The organism is Pseudokineococcus lusitanus (assembly GCF_003751265.1).
In the GTDB taxonomy this organism is placed as follows: Bacteria; Actinomycetota; Actinomycetes; order Actinomycetales; family Quadrisphaeraceae; genus Pseudokineococcus; species Pseudokineococcus lusitanus.
Window position 1 is genome coordinate 326795 of sequence record NZ_RJKN01000005.1, and the last position, 17011, is coordinate 343805.

The following is a 17011-nucleotide window of genomic DNA, read 5'->3' on the forward strand; positions in this document are numbered from 1 at the left end:
GACGGGGCCCGGGGACCGCGCGTCCCCGGGCCCCGTCGCGGGCGGCGCTCAGCCGCGGGGCGCCGGCCGGGCGAGCCAGCCGCCCGCGACGAGGTGGTCCTCCAGCCGGTCGAGGGCCTCGTGCTCGGCGACGCGCGAGGTGTCGAGGACGAGGTCGGCGTCGTCCGGCACCTCGTAGGGGTCGTCGACGCCCGTCATGCCCGTGAGCTCCCCGGCGCGCGCCCGGGCGTAGAGCCCCTTGACGTCGCGGGCCTCGCAGACCGCGAGCGGCGTGCTGACGTGGACGAGCACGAGGTCGCCGACCTCCTCGACCATCCGCCGCACCGCGGCGCGGCTGCGCGCGTAGGGGGCGATGGGTGCGCAGACCGCCACCCCGCCGTGGCGCGCCACCTCGGCGGCGACGAAGCCGATGCGGCGGACGTTGAGGTCCCGTGCCGCGGCGTCGAAGCCGAGCCCGGCGGAGAGCAGCCGGCGGACGACGTCGCCGTCGAGCAGGCTCGTCGTGCGCTCGCCGCCCCGCTCGAGCCGGGCGTGCAGCCCTCGCGCCAGCGTCGACTTGCCCGAGCCGGAGAGCCCGGTGAGCAGCACGACGAGGCCGCGGTCCGCGGCGCGCGGCCACCGCCGCCGGAGCAGCGCGGCCGCGCCGGGGGCGGCGCCCGGGAGGTCGGCGTCGCCCCGCCGCAGCGCGGCCAGCGTCCCGGGCCAGCTCCCGGCGCCGCCGTCGGCCGCCCCCGGCAGCAGCCCGCCGACGTCGTCGCCCGCCGCCGGCAGCACGACGACGTCCCGCGCCCCGAGCGCGGGCAGGACGGCCCGGAGCAGCGCGGCGTCGCCCGCCGGGCCCCGCCAGGCCAGCGGCAGCGGCACGAGCTCGGGGGGCGTGGCCCCGGCCTCGCGCGCGAGGGCCTCGAGGAGGGCGGGGGGCACGCCGTCGGGCGTGGCCGAGCCGGTGGGCACGAGCAGCCGCAGCCCGGTGCCGCCCGCCCGCAGCGCGTCGAGGTCCGCGGGCGTCGGCGGGCGGCGCAGGAGGACGGACCGGCCGCCCGCGGCGGCCCCGGCGGCGTCGGCCCGCAGCGACGGGTGCAGGACGACGAGGCGGCCGCGGGCCAGGTCGCCGTCCGCGACGACGTCGTCGAGCCGCGCCAGGGGCAGGCCCTCCTCGTCGGTGAGCACGAGCGCGCCGGCGGCCGTCGCGGCGCCGAGCACACCCGCGTCCGGGCGCAGCGCCGTCGCGGTGCCCTCCCCGCCGGGCTCCTCGCCGAGGACGGCCCCCGGCGGGAGCAGGCCCGCCGCCACGAGCCGGAGGTCGGCGAGGACGGCCCCGCCCGGGGCGAGGGACGGCGCACCGGGCCGGGCCGGCCGCCCGGGGGTGCTCGGGGCGTCGCTCATGCGGGGTGGTCCTCCGGGGTGGGGCGGACGGGCGCGGGACGGGTGCGACGGCCAGCGTCCCAGAGCGGCGGGGCGGGGGGCCGTGCCGCCCGGGACGGGAGACGGGACGTCCGGCCAGGTGACCACCGAGCGTGATGAGGCACCGATCGAGTGACGGCCCAGGGCCGGACGGTTGACGGACAGTGAGGAGACGTCGGAAACCCGGGACGACGTCGGGGTGAATGCTTACTGTCTGCTCCACGGGTCGACGGCGGCCCTCGAGGTGGAGGTGGTAGTGGTGCGCATCGCGATGATCGGCACGCGCGGGGTGCCGGCGCGGTACGGCGGCTTCGAGACCTGCGTCGAGGAGGTCGGCTCGCGGCTGGCCGACCGCGGCCACGACGTCACCGTCTACTGCCGGCGGCCCGAGGGCGCCTCGGGGCCCGACCCGGTCGAGCACAAGGGCATGCGCCTCGTGACGCTGCCGGCCCTGCGCCGCCGCAGCCTCGAGACCCTCAGCCACAGCGCGCTGTCCGTCGCCCACGTGCTCGGCCGCGGCACCGACGCGGCGCTCGTCTTCAACGCCGCCAACGCGCCGCTGCTGCCGGCGCTGCGGGCCCGGGGCGTCCCCGTGGCCACCCACGTCGACGGGCTGGAGTGGCAGCGCGCCAAGTGGGGCGGCGTCGGCCGCGAGTACTACCGCCGCGCCGAGTCGCTCGCCGTCCGCTGGTCCGACGCGCTCATCGCCGACGCGCAGGGCATCAGCGACTACTACGCCGCCGAGTTCGCGGCCCCGACGACCCTCATCTCCTACGGCGCGCCGCTCGTCGACGAGCGGAAGCCGGACCTGCTCGTGCCCCTCGGCCTCCGGCCGCAGGGCTACCACCTCGTCGTCGCGCGCTTCGAGCCGGAGAACAACGTCGAGACGGCCGTCCGCGGCTACGTCAGCAGCTCCTCGCTCCTGCCCCTCGTCGTCGTCGGCTCGGCGCCGTACGCGGACGAGTACACGGCCGCGGTGCACGCCGCCGCCGACGAGCGCGTCCGGTTCCTCGGGGGCGTGTGGGACCAGGAGCTCCTCGACCAGCTGTACGCCAACGCCTGCAGCTACGTCCACGGGCACTCGGTGGGCGGCACGAACCCGTCGCTGCTGCGGGCCATCGGCGCGGGCGTCCCCACGACGGCCCTCGACGTGTTCTTCAACCGCGAGGTCCTCGGCGAGGCGGGGGAGTACTGGGCGGACGCGGGCGACCTGGCCCGCCTGCTCAAGGAGAGCGAGGCGCACCCGGAGGAGACCCGGGCGCGCGGGGCAGCGGCCCGGCTGCGCGCGCTGGACTACGACTGGGACGACGTCGCCGACGGCTACGAGGACCTCTGCCGGCGCCTCGCCGCGCGGGACGTCCCGTCCCGGCGTCCCAGCGGCCGCCGGCTGCAGCGCACCGACGTCAGCCGCGCCCACCGCGCCGGCGCCCGCGCGGGCGCCCGGTGACCCCGCGGCTGCGCGGGACGGCGGCGGCCGCCGCCGTCGGCCTGGCGCTCGTGCTCGGGGCCTGCTCCTCGCCGGGCGACGACGCCGCGGCCCCCGCGGGCACCGACGTGACGGACGTCGCGTCGACCACCGCCGGCGGTGACGCCGACGGCGCCCCCGTGACGGACGGGGCCGGCCCCGCGGCCACGCCGTCGGCGGACGGCACGGCGGAGGCCCCGGCCCCCGCGCCGTCCGCGCCCCCGGTCGCCGTGCGGACGGCCGAGCCGGTCGCCGTCGGGGAGGACGCCCCCTTCGAGGGCGGGCTCGTCGCCCGGGTCACGGGCGTCGACGCGGTCGACGTCGAGGCCCGCGGGCCCGGCGGCGTCTCGGGCCCCGGCCGCCTCGTGCGGCTGGAGCTGGAGAACGGCTCCGACGTCGCCGTGGACCTCGACGGCGTGGCCGTCACCGCGACCGTCGACGACGGCTCGCCGGCCCCCGCCGTCTCGGGCAGCCCGACCGAGCCGGTCGGCGGCGAGCTGGCCCCGGGCGGCTCGGCCTCGGGCACCTACGCCTTCACCGCGCCCGAGGGAGCGTCGCTGCGGGTCGAGGTCGTCCAGAACGAGCAGCCCGACGTCGTCGTCGTCCAGCAGTGAGCGTCCCCCGCTCCCGCGCCGGCGCCGTCGTCGGGGACCGGCCCACCGTCACCACCGAGGACCGCGCGGCGGTCGAGGGAGGCACCACCGTGCGCGAGGTCGTGGGCTACCTGCCCGGCGCGTTCGACATGTTCCACGTCGGGCACCTGCGGATCATCCGACGGGCGCAGGAGCACTGCACGCGCCTCGTCGTCGGCGTCGTCACCGACGAGGTCATGGTCAGCTCGAAGGGCAAGGCGCCCGTCGTGCCGCTCGACGAGCGGGTCGAGGTCGTCCAGGCCGTGACGGGCGTCCACGAGGTCGTCCCCGACACGTCCGCCGACAAGACCGTCGCGTGGCGCAAGCAGCCGTACGACGTCCTCTTCAAGGGCGACGACTGGCGCGGCACCCCCAAGGGCGACCGCCTCGAGGCCGACATGGCCGCCCTCGGCGTCCGCGTCGTGTACTTCCCGTACACGACGCAGACCTCCAGCACCCTGCTGCGCCGCTCCCTCACCGCGGCGCTCTGAGCGGCCGTGGCCGGCGACACCTCGACCGCCCCCCGCGCGGCGGCCGCCCCGGCCGTGCCGGCGGCGCCGGCGCCGGACGTGCCCGCGGCGGGTGCGCCGGCGCCGGGCGGCCGCCGCCCGCGGCGCCCGCTGCTGCGCCGGGCCGGCTCCGCGGGCGGGGCCGTGGCGGCGCAGCTGGCCCAGGCGGGGGCGAGCCTCCTGCTGCAGGTCGTGGCCCTGCGGGCGCTGGGCGCCGAGGGCCTCGCCGTGCTGGCGCTCGTCTACAGCGGGCTCGTCCTCCTGACGGCCCTGTCCAGCGGCCTCGTCGGCGACTCGCTCACCGTCCTCGACCGCCGGTCGCCGCGCGTGCGCGCCGGCCTCGTCGTCGTCGCGGTCGTCGTGGCCCTGCTCGGGTCGGCGGGCGCCGGGGCGGCCGTCCGCGTCGCCGGGGTGCTCGGGGACGGGGGCGCGGTCGTCGTGGCCGCCGCCACGGCCTCGTTCCTCCTGCGCGACCTCGTGCGGCGCTGGCTCATGGCCGCGCTCCGCTTCGGGCGGGTGCTGGCCGTCGACGTCCTCACGCTGCTCGCGACCGCCGGCTGGCTGCTCCTGCGGTCCGCCGACCTCGGTCTCGTGGACCTCTTCGCCGCGCTCCTCGCCGGCCAGCTCGCCGGGCTGCTCCTGGCCCTCGCGCTCGTCCCGCGGGCCGAGCGCCGCGGCGCCGCGGCGTGGCGCTCGCCCGACGTGCCGGCCGTCCTGCGCTACGGCGTGTGGCGGGCCGCGCAGCAGGGCGTGCGACCGGGCACCCTCGTCCTCGTGCGCCTCCTCGTCGTCGCCGCCGTCGGCACGGTCGCCTTCGGCCAGCTGGAGGCGGCGCGGGTCTACGCCGCGCCCGCCATGCTCGTGCTGAGCGGCGGGGCCGGGTTCCTCTTCGCCTCCTACGCCGCCCGCCGTGCGGACGGCATGCGGGTGCTGCTCGCCAGCGCCGACCGCGGCGCCGTCGTCCTCGTCCTCGCCGCCGGGCTCACCGGGGTCGTCGCCGTCGTGGGCGCCCCCCTGCTGGGGCCGCTGCTCACGGGCGGGAGCTTCGGGCTCGACCTCGTGGCCGTCGTCGGCTGGTGCGCCTACGCCGCCGCCGCGGCCACGCTGACGCCCTACGCCAGCCTCGCCGCCGTCGGGGGCCGGCACGTGGCCGTGCTCCTCGTGCGCCTGCTCGAGCTCGGCGTCTCCGTGGGGGCCGTCGCGCTCGTCCTGGCGCTGGACGTCGGCGCGGCGTGGGTGCCGCTGGCCCTGTGCCTCGGCCCGCTCGGGTGCGCCCTCGTCGTCCGCCGCGGCCTCCTCGTGCCGCTCGTGGCGCGGGGCGTCCCGCTCGTCCCCCCGGCCGTGGCCGGGACCGCCCGGTGAGCCCCGTGCCCGGCGGCCCCGCCGCTCGCGGTGCGGCGCCCGCGGAGGGCTGGTGGGAGCGCTGGTGGTTCGCCGTCTGCGCCGTCGCCCTCGTCGTGGCCAGCGACTACGACTGGAGGACGCGTCCGCCCGGCGAGGCCACGAGCGGGTCGCTCGACCTCGCGGTGCTCCTCGAGGTCGCCGTCTACGGCGCGGTCGGCGGGTACCTCGTCCTCGCCCGTGCGCGGCCGCCCCGGGCGGTGCGCCTGCCGCTGCCCGTCGTGCTGCTCCTCTGCTACGCCCTGCTGCTCGTCCTCTCGGTGACGTACACGCCCTACGTCGTCTACGCCGCGGTCCGCGCCGTCCAGATGCTCGTCCTCGTGGGCCTCGCGCTCGCCCTCGTGCGCGGCGGTACGACCGCGCACGCCCACCGCTTCGCGCACGCCTTCGTCGTCCTCGTCGCGCTGTCGATCGCCTACGGCGTGGTGGTGCCCTCGCCGGCGGCCAACCGGCTGCAGGAGGGCCGCTTCACCTGGTTGGCCATCCACCCCACCGTCTCGGGCGTCCTCACGGGCCTCGCCCTCGTCGTGGCGGTGACCTACCTCAGCGGGGGGCGGCGGCCTCGGGGCGGTCCGCGCTGGCCGACGGGGGTCTACGTCCTGCTCGTGCTCGTCGCCGGCGGCGGGCTCCTCGCCACCCAGACGCGCGGCGCCGTCCTCGCGGGCGTCATCGGCTCGGTCGTCGTCGTCGTCGTGCTGCAGAGCGGCCGGACCCTCGTCGACACGGTCCTGGCGGCGGCCGTCGTCGGGACCGGGGCGGTGGTGGCGGGCAGCGCCGTCGCCGCGGACTACCTCGCCCGCGGCGAGGACCCGGCCCAGCTGGCCACCCTCAACTCCCGCACGATGCTCTGGGCCGTGGCCTTCGACGCCGTCCGCGACCAGCCCCTGTGGGGCTACGGGCTGACGGCGGCGCGCGGCATCTTCTACGACGAGACGGGCCTCGGCGGCGGGCACAACGCCGTCGTCAACGTCCTCGTCGAGCTGGGCGGGGTGGGCCTCGCGGTGTGGGTGGCCCTCGTCGTGGTGCTCGTCCTGCGGGCGCGGGCGCTGCCCCGGGTGCCGGCCGCCGGCCTCGGGGTCGACCGGGCGCTCGTCCTCGGCGTCGTCACCTTCCTCATGGTCGACGGCGTCGTCTACGAGGGGGCCGGGTCCGTGGCCAACGTCGCCGTCACGTGGCTGGTCGCGTGCGTCGCGTGGGTGGGCACCGCCGAGCGCGAGGCCGCGGCCTCCGCCCCGCCCCCGGCCCGCCGGCCCCGCGTCGGCGCGGGCTGACCGGCCGCCGGCCCCGGCGCCCGCGCGCACCGCGGGGGCACGTAGGGGTGACGCGGCAGGGGCCCGCGCCCGGACGTCGACGACGTCGGTGCGCGGGCCCCTGCCCGTGCCGTGCGGCCCGCGAGGGGCCTCCCGGGCGGGCCGCCCGGGACGCGGGGTCAGAGCCCGAAGGCGCCGACCCGTGCCGTGCCGGCCGGCTGCCCGACGAGCGCGGCGACGTCGGAGGGCAGGCCCACGGCCCTGCCGTGGCCCGGGAAGGCGCCCGTGGGACGGCCCGCGGCGTCGACGACGTCGGCGCCGGTGACGAGCACGCCGCGCCCCTCCTGGCCGGTCGTCCGGCTGAACGAGGCGAGGTCGGTGAAGACGGCCGGGTTGCCGGCGCCGCGCGACCACACCACCGCCCACGTCGGCGTCCCGGGGGACGTCCGGTGGTAGACGTCGCCGTCCGCGGTCACGCCGATCTGCTCCGCGCTGCGCTGCTTGGAGTAGTCCTCCACGCAGAGCAGGCAGTTGCCCGAGGCCGTGTCGGCCACGACGTTGTTGCGCACCGTCACGGGGCCGAGCAGCCACGTCATCGTCGGGTCCGGGAAGGGCTGGCGCGGGTCGTGGCCGGGGGTGCCCCGGTCGCTCGCCCGGCGCGGGTCCTGGACGACGTTCAGCGTCCGGCCGTTGCCCGTGAAGGTGTTGTTCCAGATCTTCACGTCGCTCGTGTTGTTGACCTTGATGCCGTCGCGGCCGTTGCCCGACACGAGGTTGTCCGCGAACACGGCCCTGGCGGACAGCTCGAGCGAGGTGCCGTGGCCGGCGTTGTCGCGCAGGTCGTTGCCGACGACCTCGATGTCGTAGGCCGACTCGTCGAACCAGACGCCCGGGCCGCGGTTGCCCGCGGACGTGCTGTGGCGCACCGTCACGTCGCGGCTGCGGGCGACCTTGATGCCGCCGGAGACGGGCGCCTGGTTGAAGCGCTCGACGTTGTTGCCCTCGGCCCGCAGGCCGTCGACGAGGAGGCGGTCGGCGTACGTCGCCGTGACGCCGAGCATGCCGCTGCGGGAGGAGGTGACGTGCCGCAGCGTGACGTCGGAGGCGCTGACGGCGATGCCCGTGGTGGCCGAGTCGACGACGGCGACCTCCTCGAGCGTGGCGCGCGGCTGCTCGAGCGTGACGGCCCCCATGTGCGGCACGGACGGCGCGTAGCGCCGGACGCCCAGGCCGCGCAGGGTCGCGCCGGCCACGCGCACGTTGACGGCCTGCTGGAGGTCGCTGACCCGCACCTCGCGGCCCCGCGGGTCGGTGCCGAGGTGGAGCACGTCGCCGCGGCGGTCGAGGAAGAAGCGCCCGGGCGCCAGCTGGTCGCGCGAGCCGACCTGGACCTGCGCGACGCCGTCCACCCAGACCTGGTCCGGGTGCGCGGCCATCGGGTACGCCGGGTCGACGAAGCGCCAGCCGGCGGCGGCACCGGCCTCGCCGGCGCCCCACGTGTAGGTGGGGGAGGGGTCGAAGTCGAGGGTCCACCGCGTCGTCCACGCGCCGCCGGACGCCGTCCAGCTGTCCACGCGCGAGCTGCCGTCGAGCCAGACGGCCTCGCCGGGCCAGGACTGGACCGTCAGGCGCTTCCGGAGCACGAGGGACTCGTGGTAGCTGCCGCCCCGCAGGACGACGGTGCCGCCCTCGGGCGCCCGCTCGACCGCGCGGGCGAGCGTGCGCAGCGGCGCGGCGGCCGTGCCGGCGGCGCCGTCGTCCCCGGACGGCGCCACGACGACGGCGCCGGAGGGCACCGCGTAGCGGGTCGAGCCCACGGTCGCGCCGGCGCGGGTGGCCTCGCGACCGGACGTCGGCGTGGTGGGGGTCGGGGTGACGGGCGGCGGGGTGACGGGCGGCGGGGTCACCGGGGGCGGCGTCACGGGCGGCGGGGTGACGGGCGTCGTCGCCGCCGTGGTCTCCGAGGCCTCGACGTTGTCGACGAGCACCCGGCCCGCGGGCGAGCTGCTGGAGGCGTAGGCGAAGAGGCCGACGGAGCCGGCCGCGGCGAGGCGGCGGGCGCTCGTGTCGCGGGCCGCGAGCTGCCAGGCGGGAGCCGTCCCGCCGCGCACCCAGGCGCGGGCACCCAGGTCGACGGCGTCGGAGCCCGTGGCGCGGCCCTCGACGCGGAACCAGGTGCCCGGCGCGAGCCGCCCGAGGGACGTCTCGGCCGCGAGGTCCGTCGTCACCCCGTTCGCGGCGCGGTGGACGAGGCCCACGCGGGTCTCGCCGCCGGGCGCGACCCGGACGCGGGCGAGGTAGGCGTCGCCCGCCGCGGTGCGCCGCAGCGCGACGCCGACCGTGTAGCCGCCACCGGCGGGCGCGTGCACCGGGACGGCGAAGCTCGCCCCGACGAGGACGTCGCGGGCGCCGGTCGACGCGAGGGTCGCCGTGCGCGCCGTCCCGGGCGCGGGGAGCGTGATGGTGCCGACGCCCCCTCCCACGGACAGGTCGCCCGGTGTCGTCGTCGACCACGAGCCGCCGACGAGCGCGTCGCCGAGCCCCCCGGCGACGACACGCTCCATGGCGTCGCGCGCGACGACCCGGTCCGCCCCCACGGCACCGGGGGCGACGAGGAGGGTGCCCGCGAGGGCGGCGGTCAGGGCGAGGCCGAGCGCGCCGGCCCGGCGCCGCGGTGCGGCGCCGTCGGGACGGGGGCCGCGTGAGCGGGGCCCGGGGAGGGCAGGGGGGAAGGGCATGGGGGGTCCTGTCGACGGGGGGCGGGCGGTGCCGGGAGAGGTCCTCCGGGTCACGGACGGGTCTCGTCCGGTCATCGGTGCCCGCAGAGAGTGGCCGAAGTCGTGCCCGAATGGTGAATGAGGACCGGATTAGTCCATGATCGTGACGGTCGGTGGTCGGCTGCTGCGCACGGCGACCGATATGTCCGCGGAGCGATCACCGGCGGCGGGCGGGCGGGTGGTCCGGCTGCGCCGTCCGGGGCACGACCTCCGCTGGTCGTCATCGTCCGTCGTGACGCTCGCGTAGCGTCACCGACGGCCAGCGAGCCCCCGGCCTCACCCGTCCGGCGGCGGAGGTGCTGGCCCGCACCCCGGGGGGCCTACCGCATGGACACCACCGCACCGACGCTGATCGGGGCGCTCTGGCGCTACCGCTGGTCGTCGGCGCTGCTCGTGCTGCTCGTCGCGGCGCTCAGCGTCGCCGCCGGCTCGGTCTCGGGCCCCGCGGCCACGGTGTCCGCGAGCATCTCGCTGACGCCGCCCGGGCCCGACAACGTCCTCGCCCCCGGCACCCAGGGCGACGCGTCGTCGGCCCGCTACACGGCGCAGCGGGCCGCCTTCGTCACGAGCGACGCGGTCCTGACCGCGGTCGCCGACCGCACGGGTCGGGACAACCTGACCGAGCTGCGTCGTGAGGTGGTCGCCGAGCCGGCCCTCACCTCGAGCACCGTGACCGTGACCGTCGAGTCGTCCGATGCCGAGGAGGCCGTGGCGCTCGCGTCGGCCGTCGTCGACAGCTACGCCGAGCAGACGCAGGCGCAGGTGGACCAGCTCACGCAGGAGGCTCTCGACTCCCTCGCCGCCAGCGAGCAGGAGGTCATCGACTCGACCGACGTGGTGCTGCCGGTCGAGGAGGCGCAGCAGGGCTCCGTCGCCGCCACGCTCGCCGACCTCAGGCTCCAGGCCAGCGAGATCCGCACGAGCAGCGCGCTGTTCGGTGACGGCGTGTCCTTCGTCGAGGCGCCGCGGCTGGACGCCGTCGTGACGCGCGGGCTGCCCCTGCGGGAGGCGTTCCTCGGCGTCGTCGTCGGCCTCGTCGCCGCCGGCCTGCTGGCCTGGGTCCGGGCCGACCGGCACCGGCGGCTGTCCTCGCCCGACGAGCTCGAGCCGGACGCCTCCTTCCTCGGCGAGCTCCGCCGCCCGGGCGACCTCGACGTGCCCGCCCCCGGCGAGCCGCTCGAGATGCCGACGCAGTCGCACCGGCTCGTCGGCGCGGTGGTCGGCCGCGAGACCTCCGGCGGCGTGCTGGCCGTCACCTCGGCCGACGAGCGGCTGCGGACGGCGACGGCGCTCAACCTCGCGGCCTCCCTCGCCCGGGACGGGCGCCGCGTCCTCGTCGTCGACGGCGACACCGACCACCACGCCCTCACGAGCCGGCTGGCGCTCGACGGCACGCCGTGGACCGCCGCCCTCGCCGACGGCGGCCGCGCGCCCGTCCCGACGCTCCTGCGCACGACGGGTGGCGGGGAGCTGCAGGTCGTGGGCGCCGCCCCGGACGCCACGGCCGCCCCCGGCGGCCGCTCCGTCGAGGAGCTCGTCCGCGGCTGGCGCCGCGACCACGACGCCGTCGTCGTGGACCTGCCCGCCCTCGGCGGCGGCCAGCTCGTCACCGACCTCGCGGCGGCGGCCGACGCGGGCCTCCTCGTCGTCGCCCACGGCGCGGACGACCGGGGCACCCGCGACGAGCTCCGCCGGTGGGCCGCGCTCGGCACGCCGCTCGTCGGCTACGTCTACGCGCGGGCGTCGGCCCGGGGGCGCGGCGGCGCCCTCGGCGCCCTGCGCCGGTCCGCCGACCGCGAGGCCCGTACCGCCTGAGGCCCCTCCCGCCCGGTCGCCCGACCGGTCCGACCGCCCCCGACGCCGCCGGCGCCGGGGGCGTCGTCGTCCCCGCCGGGGCCGCCGCCCGCGGCGACCCCGGCCGGGAGCGGACCCGGGCGTCGGACGAAGCGCCCACCGCCTTCGGGAACGGTCGGAAGCGGACGACTCGGCCCGACGCGGAGGGTGACTGCTCGTCGTCACGGCGCGGGTGTGCGATCACATCTGGGCCGGGCGGGTGACGCGGCGTCATCGTCCGGGTGTCGGAGGCACTGCTTCCCCGGAAATGGTCACGCGCCGTCACACCTGCTGCCTACCCTCCTCGGAGGCCGTCACCATCAGAGGTGGCGCGCGCGCCCAGGGGGCACGATGACCACCAGCACGATCCGCTCCGTCCTCGCGGCAGGGACCACCGCCGCGCTGCTCGCCGTCGGCCTCCTCGTGGCGGCGCCCGCCGCGACGGCGGCCGACGCGGGCACGGCGGCGTCGACGACGACGCCGCCCCCGTCCACCGTCACGGCCGACGTCCTGCCGACCGTGCAGATCAACGGCGTCGTCTGGGACCAGGTCGTCGTGGGCAACAAGGTCTACGTGACCGGCGAGTTCACCCGCGCCCGGCCGGCCGGCAGCGCACCGGGCGTCAACGAGGTCGTGCGCAACCACCTCCTCGCCTTCGACATCACCACCGGCCAGCTCGACACCCGCTGGGCCCCGTCGCTCGACGCGCGGGGCCTCGCCATCGAGGCCTCGGCGGACGGCCGCCGGATCTTCGTGGGCGGCGACTTCGGCCGCGTCAACGGCTCGTCCCGCACGCGGCTGGCCGCCTTCGACGCGACGACGGGCGCCCCGGTCACCTCCTTCGCCCAGGCCCGCGGCAAGGTCGGCGCGCTCGCGGTCGCGGGGGACACGCTCTACGTCGGCGGCGACTTCGCCACCCTCGGCGACCAGGCCCGCACCCGGCTCGGCGCCGTGAGCGCGAGCACCGGCGGGCTCCTCGCGTGGGCGCCCACCGCCGACCGCGAGGTCATGGGCCTCGTGGCCCCGGCCGGCAGCGGCCGCGTCGTCGTGTCGGGCCGCTTCGACACCCTCAACGGCGGCGACGAGCCCGGCATGGGGGCCCTCGACGCGGCGTCGGGCGCCACCCTCGACTGGGCGGCCAACGACACCATCAAGAACCACGGGCCCGACTCGGCGATCTGGTCGCTGTCGACCGACGGCACCCAGGTCTACGGCACCGGGTACGACTACTACGGGCCCAGCCCCTTCGAGGGCAGCTTCGCGGCCGGCGTCGACGGCGCCCTGCACTGGGTCGCCGGCTGCATGGGCGACACCTACGGCAGCCAGCCGGTCGGCGACGTCCTCTACACGGTGGGCCACCCGCACAACTGCACGACCATCGGCGGCCACCCGCAGACGGAGCCCTGGACCTTCCAGCGCGCCATGGCGACGACGACGGCGGTCCGCGGCACCAACCTCGACGGCCCCTTCCGCGGTGCCCCGGCCCCGGAGCTCCTGCACTGGGAGCCGACCATCGGCATGGGCACCTACACCAAGCAGTACCAGGGCGCCTGGACGGTCACCGGCGACAGCCGCTACGTCGTCCTCGGCGGCGAGTTCCCGCGGGTCAACGGCGTCGCCCAGCAGGGTCTCGTCCGCTTCGCGACGTCGGCGCTGGCCCCGCGCAAGGAGGGCCCGCAGGGCTACCCCGAGCTCAAGCCGGAGCTCGTCACGGCGGCCGGTCCCGGGGTCCGCGCCTCCTTCACCGCCTCGTGGGACCGCGACGACGCGACCCTGACCTACGAGCTGCAGCGCGGCGGCAACGCCGCGACCGCGCCCGTCGTCGCGACGACGACGGTCCGGTCGGCCTGGTGGTCGCGTCCCCGCGTCGCCCTGCGCGACCCGAGCGCCCCGGCCGGGACCACGCAGACCTACCGCGTCCGCGTCCGTGACGCCGCCGGCAACTCGCTGACGAGCGCGACGACGACCGTCGCCGTCCCGGCCACGAGCCCGCAGGGCCCCGGCCCCTACGCCCAGCGCGTGCTGGCCGACGGCGCCACCTCCTTCTGGCGGCTCGGCGAGACCGAGGGCGGCACGGCCTACGACTGGGCCGGCGGCGACGACCTCGTCCTCGGCGGCGCGACGACGCGCACGACCGACGGCTCGGTGGCCGGCGACGGTGCCACGACCTTCCCGGGCACGGACACCGTCCCCGCGGCGGGCCGCGCGGTCACGGTCGCGCCGGACACCTTCAGCGTGGAGGCGTGGTTCCGCACCACGAGCACGACGGGCGGCAAGGTCGTCGGCTTCGGCGACCGCACGGACGCCCGCAGCGGCAACTACGACCGTCACGTGTACCTCGACGGGGCCGGCCGCGTGTCCTTCGGCGTGCACCCCTGGGCCGTCCGGCTCCAGCAGAGCGCGCCCGGCTACAACGACGGCCAGTGGCACCACGTCGTCGCCACGCTCGGCGCCGAGGGCCAGACCCTCTTCGTCGACGGCCGTCGCGTGGCCCGCGACCGCGGCACGACGTCGGGCCAGCCCTACTCCGGGGTCTGGCGCGTCGGCGGGGACAACCTCGGCGGCTGGCCGTCGGACGGCGACGGCAACCTCGCCGGCGACGTCGACGAGGTCGCCGTCTACGGCACGCAGCTGTCCACCGCGACGGTCGCGGCCCACTACGCGGCGAGCGGCCGCACGGCCGGCGGCGAGCCGGCGCCGACGGACGCCTACGGCGCCGCCGTCGCGGCCGACGACCCCGACCTGTTCTGGCGCCTCGACAGCCTCTCCGCCGACGGCACCACGCCGGACTCGTCGGCGAGCGGCCGCGAGGTCGGCCGGGTGCAGGGCGACCTGCGCGTCGCCGAGCCCGGCGGCGTCCTCGGCAGCCCGGCCGCGGCCACGACGGACGGCCAGTGGGCCGGCCTCGGGTCGACGACCCGCTTCACCAACCCGCGGACGTACTCCCAGGAGCTGTGGTTCTCCACGGGCACCACGCGGGGCGGCAAGCTCATCGGCTTCGGCTCGGAGCAGCAGGGCTGGAGCGGCGGCTACGACCGCCACGTGGAGATGCTCGACGACGGCCGCCTGCGCTTCGGCACCTGGACCGGCCGCGAGAACACCATCACCACCGAGCGCGCCTACAACGACCGCCGCTGGCACCACCTCGTGGCCAGCCAGGGCGCGGACGGCATGAAGCTCTACCTCGACGGCGCGCTCGTCGGGACCAACCCCGAGACGGGCGCCCAGGACTACGCCGGCTTCTGGCGGGTCGGCGGCGACTCCGGCTGGGGCGGCCACTCGAGCGCGTACTTCGAGGGCCGCATCGACGAGGTGGCCGTCTACTCGACCGTGCTGCCCGCGGACCGGGTCGCCGCGCACCACGCGGTCGGCAAGGTGCCCTTCGACGAGCCCCCGACGGCGGCCTTCACGGCGACGTCGGACGGCACCGCGGTGGCGGTGGACGCCTCGACGTCCACCGACCCCGAGGGCCCGCTGACCTACGCGTGGGACTTCGGCGACGGGGCCACGGCCACCGGCGTGACGGCGTCCCACACCTACGCCCGTCCGGGCCGCTACGAGGTGGCGCTCGTCGTCACCGACTCCGGGAAGCAGACGGCGCGCACCACGCGCACCGTCACCGCCTCGGCGCCCGTGCCGGCCGACGCGTACGGCGCCGCCGTCCGCGCCGACGACCCGGTGCTCTTCTGGCGGCTCGACGAGGTGGCCGACGGCGTGACGCCGGACTCCTCGGCCACCGGCTCCGACCCGGGCCGCGTGCAGGGCGACCTGCGCGTCGAGCGTCCGGGCGGGGTGCGCGGCAGCTCGGCGGCCGCCACGACCGACGGCCAGTGGGCCGGCCTCGGCTCGAGCACCCGGGTCCCGGGCCCCCGCACGTACTCGCAGGAGGTCTGGTTCTCCACGACCACCACGCGCGGCGGCAAGATCATCGGCTTCGGCAACGAGCAGTCCGGCTGGAGCGGCGGCTACGACCGCCACGTCGAGATGCTCGACGACGGCCGGGTGCGCTTCGGCACCTGGACCGGGCAGGAGAACACGACGACGAGCGACCGGTCCTACAACGACGGCGGGTGGCACCACCTCGTCGCCACGCAGGGCGGCGACGGCATGAGGCTGTACGTCGACGGCGAGCTCGTGGGCACCAACCCGCAGACGGACCAGCAGCAGTACGACGGCTTCTGGCGCGTCGGCGGCGACTCGAGCTGGGGCGGTCACCAGAGCGCCTACTTCGAGGGCCGCGTCGACGAGGTCGCCGTGTACGCCGCCGTCCTGCCCGCCGAGCGGGTCCGGGCGCACCACGACCTCGGCCGCCGGCCTGTCGACGCCGTCCCCACGGCGTCCTTCACGGCCCGCGCCGACGGCCTGGCCGTCGCGGTGGACGCCGCGGCGTCCTCCGACCCCGAGGGCCCGGTGACGTACGCGTGGACCTTCGGCGACGGGGCGACGGCCACGGGCGTCACCGCGTCGCACACCTACCGCTCCGGCGGCTCGTACGAGGTGGCGCTCGTCGTCACCGACTCCGAGGGCCAGCGGGCGCGGACCACGCGGACGGTCCAGGCGCTCGCGCCGGCGCCGACGGACGCCTACGGCGCCGCCGTCGTCGCCGCCGGGCCGGACCTCTTCTGGCGGCTCGACCAGGCCGCCGACGGGACGACGCCGGACGCCACCCCGCAGGGTCGGCAGCCGGGCCGGGTCCTCGGGGGCCTGCGCACGGAGGCCCCGGGCGGCGTCCGCGGCAGCCGCGCGGCGGCCACCCTCGACGGCGTCGAGGCCGGCGTCGCGTCGACCACCCCGGTCGACGGCCCCAGCACCTACTCGCAGGAGCTGTGGTTCTCCACGACGACGACCCGTGGCGGGAAGCTCATCGGCTTCGGCGCCGCGCCGTCCGGCGGGAGCAGCAACTACGACCGCCACGTCGAGCTGCTCGACGACGGCCGGGTGCGCTTCGGCACGTGGACCGGCCAGGAGAACACGACGACGAGCCAGGCCTCCTACAACGACGGCGCCTGGCACCACCTCGTCGCCACCCAGGGCGCCGACGGCATGAAGCTCTACGTCGACGGCACCCTCGTGGGCACCAACGAGCAGACCGGGGCCGAGCCCTACCGCGGCTACTGGCGGGTCGGCGGCGACACCGGCTGGGGCGGCCACTCGAGCCAGTACGTCGAGGGCCGTGTCGACGAGGTCGCCGTCTACCCGACGGTCCTCACGGCCGAGCAGGTCGCCGAGCACCACCGCCTGGGCCTGCCCGGCGCGGCGCCGGTGGACGGCCCGCCGACGGCGGCGTTCACGGCGGCGACGACGGACCTGCAGGTGCGGGTCGACGGCACGGGCTCCTCGGACGCCGAGGGTGCGGTGACGTACGCGTGGTCCTTCGGTGACGGGGCGACCGCGAGCACGGCGACGGCGCAGCACACCTACGCCGCGGCGGGCAGCTACGAGGTGACCCTCGTGGTGACGGACACGGCCGGGCACACGGCGACGGCGAAGCGGACCGTGGAGGTCACGGCGCCGGCGCCGGTGGACGGCCCGCCGACGGCGGCGTTCACGGCGGCGACGACGGACCTGCAGGTGCGGGTCGACGGCACGGGCTCCTCGGACGCCGAGGGTGCGGTGACGTACGCGTGGTCCTTCGGTGACGGGGCGACCGCGAGCACGGCGACGGCGCAGCACACCTACGCCGCGGCGGGCAGCTACGAGGTGACCCTCGTGGTGACGGACACGGCCGGGCACACGGCCA

The 17011-nt window shown here is 77.7% G+C and carries 9 protein-coding genes; 7 read left to right on the plus strand and 2 right to left on the minus strand.

Going from position 1 to position 17011, the window contains the following annotated elements; translation table 11 throughout:
* Positions 1-48: 48 nt before the first annotated feature.
* Positions 49-1386 carry an adenylyl-sulfate kinase gene (gene cysC / locus EDC03_RS17885; protein ID WP_199720176.1) on the minus strand — a complete coding sequence of 446 codons (1338 nt, stop codon included), beginning with the start codon at positions 1384-1386 and terminating at the stop codon, positions 49-51.
* A 217-nt stretch (positions 1387-1603) separates the two neighbouring features.
* Here cysC and EDC03_RS11485 point away from each other — a divergent pair, with 217 nt between their 5' ends.
* The 5 genes from EDC03_RS11485 to EDC03_RS11505 all read left to right on the plus strand — a co-directional run bounded on the left by EDC03_RS11485 (position 1604) and on the right by EDC03_RS11505 (position 6682).
* Entirely contained in the window at positions 1604-2851 is a 1248-nt protein-coding gene (locus EDC03_RS11485) for a DUF1972 domain-containing protein (RefSeq protein ID WP_199720177.1), read from the plus strand.
* A complete protein-coding gene (locus EDC03_RS11490) occupies positions 2848-3483 on the plus strand; it encodes a hypothetical protein (protein WP_123380358.1) in 636 nt (211 codons plus the stop codon). Before EDC03_RS11485 ends, EDC03_RS11490 begins: the two co-directional genes overlap by 4 nt.
* 89 nt (positions 3484-3572) lie before the next feature.
* Positions 3573-3992: an FAD synthase family protein gene (locus EDC03_RS11495; RefSeq protein WP_123380423.1), complete on the plus strand. Its 420-nt coding sequence runs from the start codon at positions 3573-3575 to the stop codon at positions 3990-3992.
* Positions 3993-3998: 6 nt separating this feature from the next.
* On the plus strand, positions 3999-5372 hold the full coding sequence (locus EDC03_RS11500; RefSeq protein WP_123380359.1) for a hypothetical protein: 1374 nt from the start codon (positions 3999-4001) through the stop codon (positions 5370-5372).
* Positions 5369-6682, plus strand: a complete 1314-nt coding sequence (locus EDC03_RS11505; protein WP_123380360.1) for an O-antigen ligase family protein — start codon at positions 5369-5371, stop codon at positions 6680-6682. The genes EDC03_RS11500 and EDC03_RS11505 overlap by 4 nt, the downstream gene beginning before the upstream one ends.
* A gap of 158 nt (positions 6683-6840) precedes the next feature.
* On the opposite strand, the gene EDC03_RS11510 is transcribed toward EDC03_RS11505, so the two are convergent.
* Positions 6841-9399 (minus strand): right-handed parallel beta-helix repeat-containing protein, encoded by a 2559-nt coding sequence (locus tag EDC03_RS11510; protein WP_123380361.1) that lies wholly within the window; start codon positions 9397-9399, stop codon positions 6841-6843.
* 366 nt (positions 9400-9765) lie between these two features.
* Between EDC03_RS11510 and EDC03_RS17375 the strand changes: the two genes are divergently transcribed.
* Both EDC03_RS17375 and EDC03_RS11520 read left to right on the plus strand, forming a co-directional pair.
* Complete coding sequence (locus EDC03_RS17375) at positions 9766-11253, plus strand: P-loop NTPase family protein (protein ID WP_148058069.1); 1488 nt, start codon at positions 9766-9768, stop codon at positions 11251-11253.
* Between the two features lie 369 nt (positions 11254-11622).
* Positions 11623-17011: LamG-like jellyroll fold domain-containing protein (locus EDC03_RS11520; protein ID WP_123380363.1), on the plus strand; the 5389-nt coding region annotated here is incomplete at its 3' end.